9 protein-coding genes are annotated in these 16,683 nt (G+C 51.4%); 4 read left to right on the top strand and 5 right to left on the bottom strand.

The features are described 5' to 3' along the window. The first annotated feature begins 158 nt into the window (after positions 1-158). From PRIO_RS01780 to PRIO_RS01770, 3 genes are all read left to right on the top strand, one after another. Positions 159-2,012: a cache domain-containing sensor histidine kinase gene (locus PRIO_RS01780; protein ID WP_020426496.1), complete on the top strand. Its 1,854-nt coding sequence runs from the start codon at positions 159-161 to the stop codon at positions 2,010-2,012. Next, positions 1,987-3,606: a response regulator gene (locus tag PRIO_RS01775; protein WP_020426497.1), complete on the top strand. Its 1,620-nt coding sequence runs from the start codon at positions 1,987-1,989 to the stop codon at positions 3,604-3,606. Before PRIO_RS01780 ends, PRIO_RS01775 begins: the two co-directional genes overlap by 26 nt. A gap of 69 nt (positions 3,607-3,675) precedes the next feature. Beyond that, positions 3,676-3,966 (top strand): alpha/beta-type small acid-soluble spore protein, encoded by a 291-nt coding sequence (locus PRIO_RS01770; protein WP_039785864.1) that lies wholly within the window; start codon positions 3,676-3,678, stop codon positions 3,964-3,966. A 28-nt stretch (positions 3,967-3,994) separates the two neighbouring features. Here the strand turns inward: PRIO_RS01770 and PRIO_RS01765 are convergent, their stop codons facing one another. From PRIO_RS01765 to PRIO_RS01750, 4 genes are all read right to left on the bottom strand, one after another. Continuing rightward, positions 3,995-4,804: a protein-glutamine gamma-glutamyltransferase gene (locus PRIO_RS01765; protein ID WP_046500961.1), complete on the bottom strand. Its 810-nt coding sequence runs from the start codon at positions 4,802-4,804 to the stop codon at positions 3,995-3,997. Further along, positions 4,801-6,057 carry a PucR family transcriptional regulator gene (locus PRIO_RS01760; protein WP_020426500.1) on the bottom strand — a complete coding sequence of 419 codons (1,257 nt, stop codon included), beginning with the start codon at positions 6,055-6,057 and terminating at the stop codon, positions 4,801-4,803. The genes PRIO_RS01765 and PRIO_RS01760 overlap by 4 nt, the downstream gene beginning before the upstream one ends. A 220-nt stretch (positions 6,058-6,277) precedes the next feature. After that, positions 6,278-7,411 (bottom strand): alanine dehydrogenase, encoded by a 1,134-nt coding sequence (gene ald, locus PRIO_RS01755; protein WP_020426501.1) that lies wholly within the window; start codon positions 7,409-7,411, stop codon positions 6,278-6,280. 316 nt (positions 7,412-7,727) lie between these two features. Beyond that, the gene (locus tag PRIO_RS01750; RefSeq protein WP_020426502.1) at positions 7,728-8,966 is read right to left on the bottom strand and encodes a Zn-dependent hydrolase; all 1,239 of its coding nucleotides are present in this window, start codon (positions 8,964-8,966) and stop codon (positions 7,728-7,730) included. 281 nt (positions 8,967-9,247) lie between these two features. Between PRIO_RS01750 and PRIO_RS01745 the strand changes: the two genes are divergently transcribed. Then, positions 9,248-10,123: an aldose 1-epimerase family protein gene (locus PRIO_RS01745; RefSeq protein ID WP_020426503.1), complete on the top strand. Its 876-nt coding sequence runs from the start codon at positions 9,248-9,250 to the stop codon at positions 10,121-10,123. 100 nt (positions 10,124-10,223) lie between these two features. Here the strand turns inward: PRIO_RS01745 and PRIO_RS37165 are convergent, their stop codons facing one another. Next, complete coding sequence (locus PRIO_RS37165) at positions 10,224-16,562, bottom strand: cadherin-like beta sandwich domain-containing protein (RefSeq protein WP_269451282.1); 6,339 nt, start codon at positions 16,560-16,562, stop codon at positions 10,224-10,226. Between the last annotated feature and the right edge of the window lie 121 nt (positions 16,563-16,683).

The following is a 16,683-nucleotide window of genomic DNA, read 5'->3' as shown; positions in this document are numbered from 1 at the left end:
CACAAAACAGAAATGGCTTGCGTGCGTTAACTAGTTAGGAATCCCACGGCCTTTAGCCGTGCTGGAGGCTCAAAATGTATACCATCTATTGATTGATATTTTCCATTAATCCCTATTAAATGGCAAGCAAATTATCCGCAGAACTGAGGGGGGTTCGGATGAAGAAATTATTTGATACTCTGTCCAAAACCCTCTTCCTGTACAACTTCAGTATTCGCAGCAGGCTTATCCTCTACTTCCTCTTTCTCGTCCTTTTGCCAACCACAATCATCTCCGTAACGGTATATAACAAATCAGCCGATATTATCACCCGCAATGTCCATACATCGATCGAAAACAACCTGAACCTGGTTCAGGACAATCTGGCCCAGCGCTTTGCCGCTGCGGATAATGCCATGATCTCCCTGTATCTCAATACAGAGTTCGCTGACCTGATCTCCTCCAACCGTCCGACGGACAGTACAGGAATCATCAATGAACTGGCCGCGCTGAACAAGATTCTGGAGACCTTCTCCGGCAGCGGAACAGCGGGCGGCAGCTTTGTCCCTATGCTATATATGCTGAACCGCCCGGAATATACACAGTATAATTTCTCCAGACGGGTGTTCAATATCGATCTGATTTCACTGAAGCCGTGGTACCTCGGCATTCCGGCCAGATCCGATTTCACCGTGGTCGGACTCAGTTCCCTGGACTCCAGGTTCACCCTTAAATTCGCGAAGCGCCTGTTCGGCATCCGCCATGCCCAGCTCCCCTATGTCGGGCTGCTGACCATCGATATTCCGGTAACGGAGTTCGATAATCTGCTGGACCATTACAAGCCCACGGCGGGCAGCCGGATTTATATCGCCGACCAGACCGGGACGATTGCAATCAGCCCGGACGCAGCACTCCTTGGACAGAATATCAGCACACAGGACTATTACAGCCAAATGAAGACCGCAGAAGGCGGCGGTACCCTCCATTCCTTCCGCCAGGTGATCCAGGGGGGCAACATGCTGGTCTCCTACATCAAAATACCCGAAACGGGCTGGACGATCCTCTCTTTCTCTCCTGTTAAAGAGCTTAATGGAGAACTGGCTTCATTCCAGCGTGTCATGTATATCGCCATCAGCATCTGTATGCTCATCTCGCTGATGATGGCCCTGCTGCTGTCGGAGAATATCTCGGCCCCCATCCGCAAATTCATCCAGTCGATGTCCCATGCCGAAAGCGGGAACTTCAACATTATTATCCGCTACCGGCGCAAGGATGAATTCTCCTATTTGTTCAACCGCTATAATAAGCTGCTCCAGCAGATCAAAGCACTCATCGACAAACTCTATGTTACGGAGCTGCGCAAAAAAGAAGCCGAGCTCAAAACACTTCAAGCCCAGATCAATCCGCATTTCCTCTATAACACACTGGATTCGATCAACTGGATTGCAATCAATCATGACATTCCCGAGATCAGCAATATGGTTACCTCGCTTTCCGATTTCTTCCGGTACAGCCTGAGCAAAGGCCGGAATATCATCCCGCTGCGCGATGAGCTGCGGCAGGTGGACAGCTACCTGCAAATTCAGCAGTTCCGCTTCCAGGATAAGCTGGAATACGAGCTGGAGGAGACAGACCCCAAGGTGCTGGAGGAATGCCTGGTGGTCAAGCTCAGTCTTCAGCCGCTGGTGGAGAATGCCATTATCCACGGAATACAGAAGCGGCGGGGCAAGGGCAAAATCCGCATCCGCGTGGTGCGGTCCCAGGATATTCTTTGTGTGTCGGTGTTTGACGATGGGGTGGGCGCAGATCCGGAGCGGCTGAACCAGCTGCTGACCGATAAGCAGCCGGGCAATGAGTCTTACGGCATACGCAATGTGCATACCAGAATCCAGCAATTTTTTGGCGAGGCCTATGGCATCCGTTATTATGCCAATGACGAAGAACAGCGCGGCCTTTTGGCCGTGGTCCGGTTTCCGGTCGTGACTACATGGAACGAGGTGATGGAAGATGCTGACGATGATCGTGGCCGATGATGAGCCATTTATCCGCAGGAGTCTGATCCAGGTGTTCAACTGGCAGGAGGAGTTCGGCATCGAGATTATTGGGGAAGCCTCGGACGGACAGGAGGCCTATGAATTATGTATGGAGCTGCAGCCGGACATTCTTTTTACGGATATTATGATGCCCATGCTGGGGGGCCTGGAAGTTGCCGAGAAGCTGAAGGCCGGACAATGCCGGACCCGTATCATTATTATCAGCGGAGCCCAGGATTTCTCCTACGCTCAAAGTGCGCTGAAGGTGAATGCCGAGGGGTATATACTGAAGCCCGTCAAATTGCCCGAATTACGGGAGGTCTTTCAGGAAGTCGTCTCCCGTCTCCGCGGGGAGAAAGACCAGCAGATGAATGTGGAACAGCTGCGAAGGCAAGTACAGACCCATATGCCGCTGATCCGCGAGAAATTTCTTCAGAACTGGGCTGCAGGGCTGTACCGGGATGAAGGGGAGCTGTGGGAGAAGATCGGCTATTTTCAGCTTCCCTTCAGGCCAGGAGATGTCCTGACGGCAGGAGTGCTGCAGTTGGATGATTATCAGAGCGCGGTCGACAAATTTTCGGAGGATGATAAGCAGCTGCTGTATTTTTCCATTCAGAATATCATCAGCGAATGTCTGGAGCACCCGCCCGGCGGAGTCTCTTTTGCCGCCAGTGAAAATGAATTTATGATCATCTTCGGCCCGGATGAGGGTGCTTCTCCCGGCGAAGGCGCCATCGCAGGCTTCTGTGAAAAGATCATCGGCAGCATTCACAAGTATCTGCGGCTGGATGCTTCCATTGGGGTCGGCAGAGCCTGCACCCGCGTAAGTGAACTGGAGGACTCCTATAAAGATGCGCTGGCTGCGCTGGTGCATACCTTTTATACCGGCAGCCGCTCCATTCTTCACATCAGGGATATCCAGCCCGGTACGGAGACCCTGCAGAGCGCCTTTTTTTACAAATTCCATGCCCGGCTGATGAATGAGCTGAAGGCAGGGCATACCGAGCAGGTGATGGAACTTCTGGAGAAGCTGTTTGACCGGCTGACTGCCCCCAAGCTGCAAATTGATTATGTGCAAAGCATCTGTGCCGAGATGATTTTCACCTCTGCAAGAGCCCTCTATGAGCTGGATGAGGATATTGAGCGGGTGCTGCAGGACCGGCTGACGATTATGGATACACTTTACAGGCATAAGAATTTATCCGGGCTGAAGGCTTATGTGCTTTCTCTTTTTTATGATCTCAGTGCCTATATGGCCGGCAAAAACAGCTCCAGGAACAGCAAAACCATCAACAGGATCAGAGCTATTGTCCAGGAAGGCTACGCCCAAGAGCTGTCCATTGCCCGGATCGCCGAGGAGGTTTTTTTGACCCCCAACTACATCAGCCTTATTTTCAAAAAAGAAACCGGCGAAACGCTGACGGACTACATCACCAGAATCCGCATCGACAAGGCCAAGGAGCTGCTCAGCACCACGGATCTTAAGGTCATGGAAATCTCCGGGCTCGTCGGTTATGAGAATCCCCATTATTTCAGTACGGTCTTCAAAAAGTCCGTCGGTGTGCATCCGCTCAAATACCGGTCGGGCAAGTAGCAGACCAGAAGAATGAACCCTTGCACTTCCGGGCAAGTTAAGGCAAAGACAGCAAGGGAGTGAGTCCGCATGGCGAGAAGAAGCAGAAGATATGCAGTGCCAGGAGTAGCGCAGGGAATGCAGACACTTAAGGCCAATGTAATGAAAAATGAAGGCTTCAGGGTTGATCCGGACCGGCCGGATGATGTCAAATATGAAGTGGCCAAGGAGCTTGGCATCCCTTTGCAGCCAGGCAACAACGGGGCGCTGACCACAGAATCAGCAGGCCAGGTCGGCGGTAAAATCGGCGGTTCCATGGTCCGGGAAATGATCCGCCTGGCCCAGGAGCAGCTGACGAATTCGGAGCAGCAGTCCAGATAATCCGGGGGCGGAGCCAACGCTCCGTCTCCTATTTAATGACGTAGGATTTAACCCCGATTCTGGAGAAAATCTTATTCCGTCCATCACCGTTTCTCTTCAGAGTCACGGCAGACCGGCTGGCCAGAGTCTGTATATAAGCAAAATCCGGGTGCAGCGCTTCATCCGTAAGATAGGCTGATGTCCGGCTCCCCGGAACTCTTTCACGGTTAAGCGATGCAATCATGGCGTTTGCACTTTTGATCCCCAGCCCGTGTCCATAATAGCTGTCATTGCCGAGCATTACCGCATTTTCACCCTGCCATTCCGGCTTATCCGGGTCATGGTCAGGGTTTTTGAAGTATACGACGTCTCCGGGCTCCATTTCCGAGGGATCAAACGTAGTGATCATCCGCAGGTTGCTGTCATAGTTCCAGTCCCACAGGAACAGATCGGTGAAATGCCGGTTAAACGCCTCCTCCCCAATCATATCAATCGTTGCCTTGTAGAAAATCATGACCATCGCCATGGCACATTCGAAAGCATACAGCCGCCCATTTACAAAAATATCGTTGATTGCTGCCGAAGGGGTGACGTCGCTCCGCTGCTGGAACCCGCCGTTCGCAGTACGAATCCAATATTTCGGGTTGCAGCGCGAATCTTTAAATGTGGAAAAATCCGTGCCTCCAACATTCATCGCCTTGGCTGTTTCAATGATCCGTTCCCTCATACTCCGTTCGAATCCCGAGTCAGGACTCCCATATCCATAGGCCACTATCCATTTCCCCTTTCTTGTCACAATAGATAGGTTATTGTACGTGTCGGGCCTCCGGTTGGTGCGCAGCAGTTTGGGTACAGTCATTTTCCTTCCTGAAACCAGCCATTCAGCTGGGCGGTCTCCTCTGTCAGAATATCCAGATAGACCGAGGTGCGGTAATCGGTTTCCTTGAGGCTCCGGCCCGTAATCTCAGCGATCCGGTTCAGCCGGTACATCAAAGTGTTGGTGTGGATATGCAGAAAGGCCGCAGCTTCCTTGAGATTGCCATTTAGTGTCAGATACACAGCGATGGTTTTGAGAAAATCGCTTTTATGCTCCCGGTCATGCGCTTTCAGCGGATAGAGCAGCCGGCTTTTGCGCGACCGGCTCCGCTTCTGCTCCATAATGGCCGGAATGTACGCCCAAAAACCGATTTCCTCATACAGCAGCAGGTGGCGGGCATGATAGGGCAGCAGTTTTTTGACCTCCAGGATGGTCAGCGCTTCCCGGTATGCAGCGGCAGCAGAGAGGTATTCCCGGTAGCCGGGACTGCAGCCCGCCGTCAGAACACAGCTCTCGCTTTGGCCAAGCTCTTGAATCAGCTTGTGTACGTACGAAGACAGCAGCTCCGGATCCTCCACCGGGAACGCAAAGGAGAACAGGAGAATCAGCCGGTTATGCTCGGCGGTCAAAAACAGCAGCCGCTGGCTGGCATCCGTTTCCGCCAGCTGGCGGAAACGCTGTATGAAACGTTCGTCGATGGTCTTGTCACTCTCCAGCACCCCGATGTAATAGCTCTCCGGCAAAAGGATCGAGAAGCCTTCAGCCTCCTGGCGGATACGCGGCTCCGTTTCGTAGTGGGAGGTCAGCAGCTTCCAGAAAAAATCCTCATGCGCCTTCTCCTGCCTGGTCTTCCAGCCGCGCTGCTTCAGCAGGTAGCGGCCGGCAATCCCGGCAGCCTTCTCGACCACGCGCTCGGCATGCCCCTCGGCCAGATTGCCTCTGTCCACGACCCAGATATAGCCGAGGATCTCCTGATGATGCCGGATGCACATCGCCAGCCTTGGACCCAGCCCCACTTCCATGACCGCCGGGATGCGGATGGGATGCGCGGTGTTCTCAAGCTGGTGCATCACACCTTTTTTGCGCAGGCCGATGATGACCGCGTTCGGGACCCGTTTGCCGATAATGGTGGAGATGCGCGCAGGATCGCTCTCGAACTGATGGGAGCTGTATCCGATCACGTGATGATTGCTGTCCTCAATCGTCACCTGCGACTGCAGCGACTCGCTGAGGGTATCCGCCAGGGATTCCATACTGTCAAAAAAACGATCAAATGATGGCTCAGAATCTGTCATTGTCCCCACCCCAACCTGAAAAATAGCCGAAATGTTGTACTACTCGTACTATAAGTGATTTCATTATATCCCGCAGCATTGCGGCTGACTATAGGGTGGCTTGTTAGAGGAAGGTTATGATTTCTAATACAAAAAAACAGCCCGGCTGATCGCTCCCGGACTGCTGCAATTATTGTTCCCTCTGTTCTCTCTGCTTCTGTCTGTGGCGGGTTCACTTGCTCTAGATCAGGGTGAAGCCCTGCTCTAATGCTTGCTCTACTGTGTAGTACTCTTCCCCGAGAGCCTCTGCCACGGCCCGGCAGGTGATTCTGCCATTGGCTACGTTGACGCCGCTTTTCAGGCCGGCATTGTCTTCAATCGCCTTGAACACGCCCTTATTGGCAATTTGCAGCGCATAAGGTACCGTAACGTTGGTTAGAGCCATGGTCGAGGTCTTAGCTACAGCGCCCGGCATGTTGGCTACCGAGTAATGCAGTACGCCATATTTTTCGAATACAGGATGGTCATGTGTGGTTACCCGGTCGATGGTTTCCACAATGCCGCCTTGGTCAATCGCTACGTCAACAATAACCGAGCCCGGCTTCATCGTCTTGACCATCTCTTCAGTAACCAGCTTCGGCGCTTTCGCACCGGGGATCAGCACTGCACCTATCAGCAGATCTGCTTCGGCCACAGCCTTGGCAATGTTGTAAGGATTGGAGATCAGCGTGCTAATCTGTGCGCCAAAAATATCATCCAGCTGGCGGAGTCTGTCCGCGCTGAGATCAACAATCGTCACTTCGGCACCCAGCCCGATCGCCATCTTGGCTGCGTTCGTGCCGACTACGCCGCCGCCGATAATGCTGACCTTGCCTCTGCTGACGCCGGGAACACCGGAGAGCAGGATGCCCTGGCCGCCGTAGTTTTTCTGCAGGAACTGGGCACCAAGCTGCACGGACATCCGTCCGGCCACTTCACTCATGGGTGTAAGCAGCGGGAGTGTCCGTCCGTCCACAACCGTTTCATATCCGATGGCAAAGACGCCGTTGTCCTTCAGCGCGGAAGCCAGCGTTGGCTCCGGTGCCAGGTGCAGGTAGGTGAAAAGGATCAGTCCCGGACGGAAGTAGCTATATTCGCTTTCCAGCGGCTCTTTGACCTTCATGACCATCTCAGCGGCAGCCCATACCGCAGAGGCTTCAGTGATCAGCTCAGCACCAGCTGCAGCATACTCTTCATTCAGGAATCCGCTGCCCGTTCCGGCTCCGGCTTCCACCAGCACTTTATGTCCATCGGCTACCAGACTTACGACTCCTGCAGGTGTAATGGCGACGCGGTTTTCATTATTTTTAATTTCCTTGGGTACTCCAATAATCATGGCTCATCGCTCCTGTCTAATGCGTTTGTCCTTATGTAAAGAATGATAACACATGAATTCCTTTTTCATTTTGGGTAAAAAGAAAAATTTTATCTGCCATGATTGTGTTTTAACACAATGGAGGGTGTGAAAACCCTATGCAGCCCCATGTGTAACTGCCCACCCGGCAGGGGGATCTGACCAACCATCATCAAACCCAACAAAAAGACACCGTCTCCGGTGTCCTTTTCAGCGGGATCTTACATAACATGTGTTAAAATCAACTTCTATATTCACAGGTATAATTCCCCATACACTCAAAGATTAATGTTATGTTTCATGACTTAGATTGCTTGGCTAATATACTAAGTACCGTTTCCAGGACAACATTAACCCCCTGCTCGCATTCCTCATATGAGGTCAGTTCTTCCTCACAGTGGCTTTTCCCGTTGGCACTGGGTACAAAGATCATGGCCGATGGCAGAAAACCAGCCACAAACTGGGCGTCATGCCCCGCTCCGCTGGCCATTTTTTTGCTGCTGTAGCCCAGTGCCGAAGCCGCCTGTTCCACCAATGCGCAGACTGCAGGATCGAACCACACCGTGTCCCGGCCCCACAGCCTGGTCTTTGCGACGGTACAGCCCAGCAGCTCTTCAGGCAGGGCATTTATGATCTCTTCCACTGTACGCACGATGTCCATATCCTTATGTCTGGCTTCAACAGTGAAAATCACTTTGTTCGGGATTACCGTATGAATGTTAGGCAGCACGTTCATGCGGCCCATCGTGAAGACCAGCTCCGAATCCAGCACACCCAGCTTGCTGCGCAGCTCCGCGATCAGTTCGGCCGCGGCAAAAAGGGCATCCTTCCGCATATCCATCGGCGTCGTTCCGGCGTGGTCTGATTCGCCCGTCACCTCAAGCTCATAGCAGGCCATGCCCACGACGCAGTCAACCAGGCCGATGGAGAGGTTTTCTTTTTCCAGCACGGGTCCCTGTTCGATATGCAGCTCCAGATAGGCCGTTGCTTCCTTGATCCGGTTCGCAGCATCCCCCGCATACCCGCTCGCTTCCAGCGCTTCCGCAAAGGTCGTCCCTTCCGTGTCCTTCTTCTTCAGCATCTCTGCCCTGTCGAACTTGCCGGACAACACGCCGGAGGCCATCATTGAAGGCTCGAACCGCGCGCCTTCCTCATTCGTGAAGTTCATCACTGTCACCGGCAGCCGGGGCTTGATGCCATGGTCAACCAGGGTGCGCACCACTTCCAGCCCGGCAATGACTCCAAGCACCCCATCGAAGCGGCCGCCCTTTTTGACTGTGTCCAAATGCGAGCCAATCACCACAGGCGGCCCCGCTTCCGTTCCTTCGAGCGTGGCGTACATGGTGCCCATGTCATCGACTTTTATCGACATCCCCAGCTCTTCACAACACGCAGCGAAATAATTCCGCACCTTTACATCCTGCCCGGACAGCGACAGCCGGGTTACCCCATTGTTCTCCGTACGCCCAAAACCGGCAAAGACCTCAATCGTATCCTTCAATCTCTCACCGTTCACGAATATTTGCTTAACCTGCATGGCCTCTCCCTCCATTTCGAACGCTCGCTACCGCTCCTACAGTTCCAAACTTCCCCTCCGTCACTCTCACCCATCCGCCCGCTTTAAGTTCGTTTTATATAGAGCTCACTGCTTTCTATATATGTTATACCAATCCCCGGGATTTTCATTTTACACTCTGTAATAATTATTTTTGGGAATTGTTCACGGTATGTTACAACGGTCCCGCCGAAGTCTGTTAGAATATGAGCTGTCAGCAAGGAAAACGGGCTGGCTATATATTGTGAAAGGGGAGTTATCTTATGAACACGATTTTGCGCAGCGGCTCAGCCCGGGCAGAGATCAGCAGCCTCGGAGCGGAGCTTGTCAGCTTCACCAAAAACGATACTGGCACCGAATATATCTGGAGCGGGGACGCCGCCTATTGGACAGGCCGTTCGCCGGTGCTGTTCCCGATTATTGGCGCTGTCCGAAACGGCGAGATCAAGGTCGACGGACAAACGTATAAGCTTGCCAATCACGGCTTCGCCAGACGCAGCGAATTTACAATAGTCGAAGCAGACGAGTCCCGCGCGGTGTTCCTGCTCACCAGCAGCGGGCATACCCTGTCCAGCTATCCGTTCCAATTCAACCTGTATATTACATACACGCTGAATGAAAGCACCCTTAAGCTGGAATACCGGGTGGAGAACACCGATGGACAGAACATCTTCTTTCAGCTTGGCACACACCCTGCCTTCAACTGCCCGCTGGATGAGAACGGAAGCTTCAGCGATTATGTACTTGAGTTCTCCGAGAACGAAACGCTGGATCGGGAGTTCCTGAATAGTGCCGGACTGCGGATCAGCGGCCGGTCGGAGGCAGTGCTGAGCGGTGAGCGCATTCTTCCGTTAACCCATGAAATGTTCAAGGACGACGCGCTGGTCTTCCAGAATGTGGCCTCCCGGACGATCACGCTGAAAAGCAAGCTCACCGAAAAAAGCGTCGCCGTATCCTTCGAAGGCTTCCCGGATCTCGGCATCTGGCAGAAGCCGAATGCGCCTTTTTTGTGCATCGAACCTTGGCAGGGATTTGCAGACAGCGATGAATTCCAAGGTGAGCTTTCGGAAAAAGAAGGTATTGTCTCCCTGGCGCCGGGGGATAATTTCACCAGCTCCCTGACTATAAAAATTGATTAACGGCCGCACCCGCCACCACACTTTTCCATCCTGTGAATAAGACAAAGAAGGCCGTCAGTCACCTGTCAGGTGCTGCGGCCTTCTTTGTCTTCATATGATCTTATTGGCTAAGCGTTTCTCCACCTTCGTTCCTCACTGTGAACGTGTGGTCGATGGAAGCTTCCTCAATTTCATTATAAGCCCAGTTTGTTGCCGGTTCGTCAGGCCAGCTTGGGGTTGCGGCACCGTATAATGGTCCGCGTCCGAATAGACGATTGACAACCTTTACGGCCTCAGCACGTGTCAGGTTACCGCCTGGACGGTACGTACCATCCTCATATCCGTTAATAATACCCGCCTTGCTTGCAGCTTCAATGTCTTTGGCAGCCCAGTGCCCAGCCGCATCCTTGAATCCGCCGCCGGATGTAGCGGCTGTAGTATCCAGCTTCTTATATCTCGACGCAATGGCGGCCATCTCGCCGCGGCTGATTGGGGCATCCGGCAGGAACCGGCCTTTTTCGTTGCCCTGCATCAAGCCCGCCTCTTTGACAAATTCAATGGCGCCTTTCGCCCAGTGGCTGTCCCTCACGTCCGGATAGGAGGAGACAGCCGGCGCTGCGGATGCATCGTAGCCGAGGTTTCTTGCCAGTATTGCAGCCATTTCCGCACGGGTAATCGAATGGTTTGGCTTGAAAGTACCATCTGAATAGCCGGTAATGAAGGCTTTGTGATGGTTCTGGTTCTGCTGCAGCAGCTGTGCTGCCTCTGTTGCCGCCAAATACTGCTCCCAGCCTTCCATGTTCAGAATGGTGAATGTACTGAATTTGTCTACATTGAATTGCAGGCCAAGTTCGCCCGGCTTGTAATCAACAATTTTCGCCTTCTTCAGCTCTTTATCACCGTCACTATGCTCGATAAAGATCACCAGATTGGACAGGAAGTCTTCTCTCTCCGGGAGAGTGGCCGGCAGCTGCACGTCACGCAAAGGAAGCGTAATTGTAACCGGTCTGCTCTGCATATTGGTTTCAATAGTCATCGGACGGGCCACAACATCAATTTGTTTGTCTGCTGCTATTTCTCTGACAATCCGCTCAATTCTGGCCCGGTCTTCGACCTCTTTGCGCAGCGACTGGTCTTTAATTGGCACAACATGGAAAAATAGGTCTTCTGTGAAAGTATCCAATGATGACTGTGCTATAAGAATTCTTACGTTATCTGTGAAAATCTCCAGGTTCACGTTAGAATCACCAAGTGTCTTAATCGCATCTTTAGGAACATTCACATTAATATCCGCAACCTGATCCTTCTCATCCGGGATCATGATCCGGGCCGTGTTATCCAAGGTTCCGGTGATTTTCCGGACAACCTCATCCACCCGGTCCATTGTGAAGTTGACCACATCATGCAGAATCCCGCCTGAATCCTTAGTGCGTTGAATGACCGTCTCCGCCAATACAGAGCCTAGCCCCAACTGTCCGGATTCCACCTTCACGGTAATTCGCTCGGTCAACGCTGTCGCAGTTGGTGTGACAGGGTCCGGTGTGGCCGGTGCCGGTGTGGCTGGTGTTTCTGTTGGCGTTGCCGTTGGTGTTTCTGTTGGTTTCTCCGTTGGCTTCTCTGTTGGTTCTTCTGTTGGTTTCTCTGTTGGTTTCTCTGTTGGTTTCTCTGTTGGTTTCTCTGTTGGTTTCTCTGTTGGTTTCTCTGTTGGTTTCTCTGTTGGTTGCTCTGTTGGTTGCTCTGTTGGTTTCTCTGTTGGTTTCTCTGTTGGTTGCTCTGTTGGTTGCTCTGTTGGTTTTACCGTCGGTGTCGGTGTAGCCGGTGTAACTGGTGTCGGTGCCGGTGTTTCCGTCGGCTCTGCCGTTGGTATTGGTGATTCTGTTGGTTCCACCGTTGGCGTTGCTGATGGTTCTGTCGACGGTGTTGCCGATGGTTCTGTTGACGGTGTTGCCGTTGGCGTCACGGTCGGTGTTGGTGTTGGTGTAGCCGTTGGTGTTACCGTAGGTGTTGGTGTAGCTGCAGGCTTGGCCTTAATAACCTTAACCGTGTAGATTTTTACCGTCCCGTCCTCCGCAGTGACCAAAATATCAAATACATTATCCCCTTCAACCAGATGGTTCAGAGAGGCTCCGTCTCTGCCAATGATTTGGCTTCCCGCTTTTGTATCAGCCACTACCGGGTTCAGGGCGATAGAATCCACGTCATTTTCTACCTCTACCGTATACTCGGAAACAGCTGGATCAAAGGCGGGGTCCAAAGCTCCGGCTATTACGCTGATATTGTTCAAATCAGCATTGGAAGAGCGTGATTTCCGGGTGATTTCCACCTCATATACACTTTCTGTCTTACCATCCTGAGCTGTAACCTTTAAGTTTACAGTATTTAGCCCTTCTGCTAATTTGACAAGCATCGGGTTATCTACTGTAACACCATTTACAGTTAACCGCGCATTTATGTCTCCTTTTAGCGCATCCAGTTCTACCTGACTCACTTCATAAGGTACGGACAAGGAATACTTGAAGATTTCAGCTGAAAACTCAGGGTTCAGGATCTCCGTTCCTGCCACAGAACTGACGGCCAAATCCGCAAGAGAAGAATCCTTCGGCAGTATGGCACGATTCACAGTAACTGTATAGGTCATTTGGGTGCTCGCATCAGCAGCCGTAACCTGTACTGTAATTTGATTTGTTCCCTCATCCAGGGCCACAGTGTTTCCAGTGACACCAGTAGAGGCTCCATTCTTTTTCAGGACATAGGTTGCCGCCTCATGATTCGTCACTATTGAAAAATCCATGCTGCTTACACTATTGTCCACATTAACCGAATAATCACTGATCCCTGGCTGGAAGCCCGGTGTTAGTTCGCCAGGGGTAATTCTCATCTCTAAAAGCGCAGCATCTGTGCTTGGATTTCGCACGAGATTAATGGTGTATACCTTCATGCTTCCATCTTGGGCCGTGACATTGACTTCAATCACATTTAATCCTGTAGTCAAAGGCACAGCATTCAGATCTTCGATCCAAACTCCATTCACTGATACGGAGGTGCTTGCATTCGCATCGTCAACAACCGCCTTCAGCTTAGCTGCTGAAACCGAATCCTCCACAGTGCCGTTGTAACTGAGGGTACCCATAACCGGTGTAAGGGAGATCGCATTATCCGATAAGTCAGTCATCGTCAGCTCAAGCAAATTCGCATTGGACGAAGCCGCACGGACGATGGTTACCGTGTATTCCTTGGTAGTTACTTTGTCAGCGGCCGTAACAGCTATTGTAACTACATTTTCACCTACAGCCAAAGGAACCGGCACACCGCCTGCGGACTGGACTCCGTTGATTGTATAAGTAGCCTGTTCGTCACTTGTAGTCGCCGTAACAGCCATACTGTCGATATTATTGGCGACATATTCAAAATAGGTCGAAGTTGTACGGTCAAATCCGCCGGACAGCGGCTTGCCAGACAAGGTGATATTGATTAAATCCGCATCGGAAGATGCCTTGCGGACAATCGTCAGTACATAATTCTTCGCAGTTACACCATCTTCCGCTTGGACCAGAACATTGAACTCGTTGACCCCCACCTGCAGATCGACCCATCTTGGCTGAGCGTTAGGTGTCACGTTGCCGTTCAGACTAACTGTTGCATGAACGTCCTCGGGTGTTGGAGTTACCGCAAGCTCAGACACTTGGTTGTCCACAGTAACGGCATACCGGGTCTGGTTCTTGTCATAAGCAGGGTCGAGCTGGCCGTCTGAAAGAACCAGGCTGGACAGGTCCGCATTGGAAGAAGCTTTTCTGATAATATTTACAAGGGTTGTTTTCTCACGTACGCCACTCTGCGAGACAACAACGATCTTGACTGTGTTCATGCCGACATTCAGGTTTTTGGTGTAGGCTGTATCATCGATATGCACATTCCCGTCTACAGACAGGCCTGCCGCAGCATCCAGCAGCTTCGGAGTGATTTCCAGGGACGAAACCTCATTCGGAACCTCAACCGAATACCCGGTATCATCGTTATTAAACACAGGCGACAATGTCCCTGATGAGACAGTCAAGCCCGAAAGATCGGCCACATCCGAAGGTGCGCGCAGAATGAACAGACTGTAAGACTTCTTCGTCACTCCGTCCTGTGCCGTTACCTCAATCAGATACTTGTTATTGCCTGCTGCAAGATTGGTTATGAAGAAAGGAGTGCCGCTAGGGTGATCCACACCATTCACCTTAATGCTTGCACCTTCAGCGGCTGTCGGAGTAAATTCCGCAGCCGTTACAGCGTTGGCCACAGCCATCGTATAATCCGGCTGATTGGTGTCAAAGACTGGCGACAGCCCATCCGGCGAAGCGGTCAGATTAGTCAGGCCGGCATCACCAGACAGCTTCCTTACAACCGTAATAGTATACGTTTTTACCGTCTTGCCGTCTTCTGCAGTAACCACTACGGAAATTACATTTTTTCCATAGGCCAGGCTGACATTCCCTGTAGCTGCGGCGGATTCGGCCGAGCCGATGCCTATTCCGTTTAGTGTTGCTGCCGCAAACATACTGGACTTGATAACATCCACTTTTAAGGAGCTTACATTGTTCTCAACGGTGGCAGTGTAATTGCCTGTATTGCTGCTGTAGCCTGGAGACAGGGCTATGGCTTGTCCAGTGCCTGAATTGGATACGGAAAGCCCATTTGACGCGGCCAGATTGGCATCATTTTCCGGATAGCGGATCACATCCAGCACATATTCCTTGGAGTTGGTTGAATATTTATCGGCTACTTTTATCTTTACCGCCTTATATACACCCACTGGCAGGCCGCTAACCGTAAACGCCGGGTAGGTTCCCGATACGGTTATCCCAGAGCCATTGTCGGCGTAGGCCGTCACATTCACATCAGCGGGATTCACCGCTCCTACATTAATATTGATGCTGTTGTTCGGACTGTTTCCGCTTTTGTTGGGGACATGCACTTTATTATAGACAATCCCTCTGCTAAAGGCAGGGGCCATCACCCCTACAGCAGGCGTAATGAATTTCAGATCATATTTACCGGCCACTACACTCAGCAAAAAGCTGCTGGTGCTCGAAGTCATTCCATCACTTACGGTGACTTTGATGGTGGAGGTGCCTGTCATATTTGCCGCCGGGGTCAGATTAATGCTTCTTTCCGGGCCTTCACCTGAAAATGTGATGCTGGCGTTCGGCAAAAGCGATGTATTCGATGAGGTTGCACTAAGCGTCAGCACGTCGCCGGCATCAACATCCGTCACCTTAAACGGCTTGGATACAGGTGTGTTCACGGGCGTCACCACGTTGGAGTTAAAACCTGTCCCTGACAGCCATTTGCCGCTGATGATATTTCCGTTTCTTTGGCCCGCGGAGGAATCCTTGGCTACAGCCCCATCGTCAGGATTATTGAACTTATAGTTGACCATCAGATTAGTTTCGGTGCCAGTAAGACTTGTGTTCATCTGGCTCTCAATCTCCGCCTGGGTCTTTGCTTTATTCCAGATACGGTAATCTCTCATGCCGCCAACATAATTGGCATCCTGGGACCATGTGCTCTCACCAATATAATTGTAGGGTCTCTGTATGTTGGAATTGGCAGCGCTGCCTTTGGCCATATCTGTGAGATCCATAAAGCCGCTGCCTTTCAAAATCCCGTTCCAATAGATATAAGCTTTTTTCTCCACAGCATTATAAACAGCGGCTACGTGTACCCATTGGTTCAACGGCAGCTGCTCCGTGGTTCTCACCAGATATGATTTAACTCTGGGACCCTTTTGCGGCAAGGCCTCAAGCGCTAGTCTTCCTGTACTCCCCTCAAATGTCAGATGAAGATTAAAATTATCAGGACCATACGAGGTATCAAAAATACGGGCCCAAGTTGGAGCACTGCTTGCATTTACCCATGTTTCGATGGTAAGAGAATTGGAGTAGATGTTCAAATCCGGAATCGTAACATATCCTACGCCATCGAAATCAAGATAGGTACTGCCGCTAAGCTCAGAAATATACGGTGCATCATTAACTGGCGTAACTACAATCTGCGCAGCTTGTACCGATTCACTATAGCTTTCGGCATCTCCGGTATATTCAGCATTTACATTTACATAATTACTGCTTTGCTCCCCTGAAGAAAGCCATCCCCGATACCGGATTTGTGCGGTTCCGTTCCAATCCTTCTTTGGCACAAAACGGATCATCACATCCCTGCCGAAAACAGCAATCTTGCCAGGGTCCGGTGCCACAATGGACAGCCAGAAGTTTCCTCCTGCGCTGTACTGCCATTGTCCGTTGGTATTATCTACTTCGGTAATGCCAATCCCGTTACTGTTAATGACTGAAACCGATTGCCCGGCAGGCTCCAGCGTATCCTCCATTACTGTATCGAATGGGCCGGATGTCTGCGCTTGCGCAACGTATGGTATACCGTAAAAATTACTAACGATCAGGATCAAAATTAATGCCACGATCAAATGTCTTGAACCCTTTTTGGATTTCACAAATTCAGCCCCATTTATTCTAAGATGTCCGTCCTGTTTACCCTTGACTTTTGCGTCCCTCCCTGGATTTGTATGAAAAAATGCCTAT

The organism is Paenibacillus riograndensis SBR5, assembly GCF_000981585.1.
Lineage (GTDB): Bacteria > Bacillota > Bacilli > Paenibacillales > Paenibacillaceae > Paenibacillus_AQ > Paenibacillus_AQ riograndensis.
Note: the sequence above shows the minus strand (reverse complement) of the source record. Positions and strands in the feature narration are given on the sequence as shown.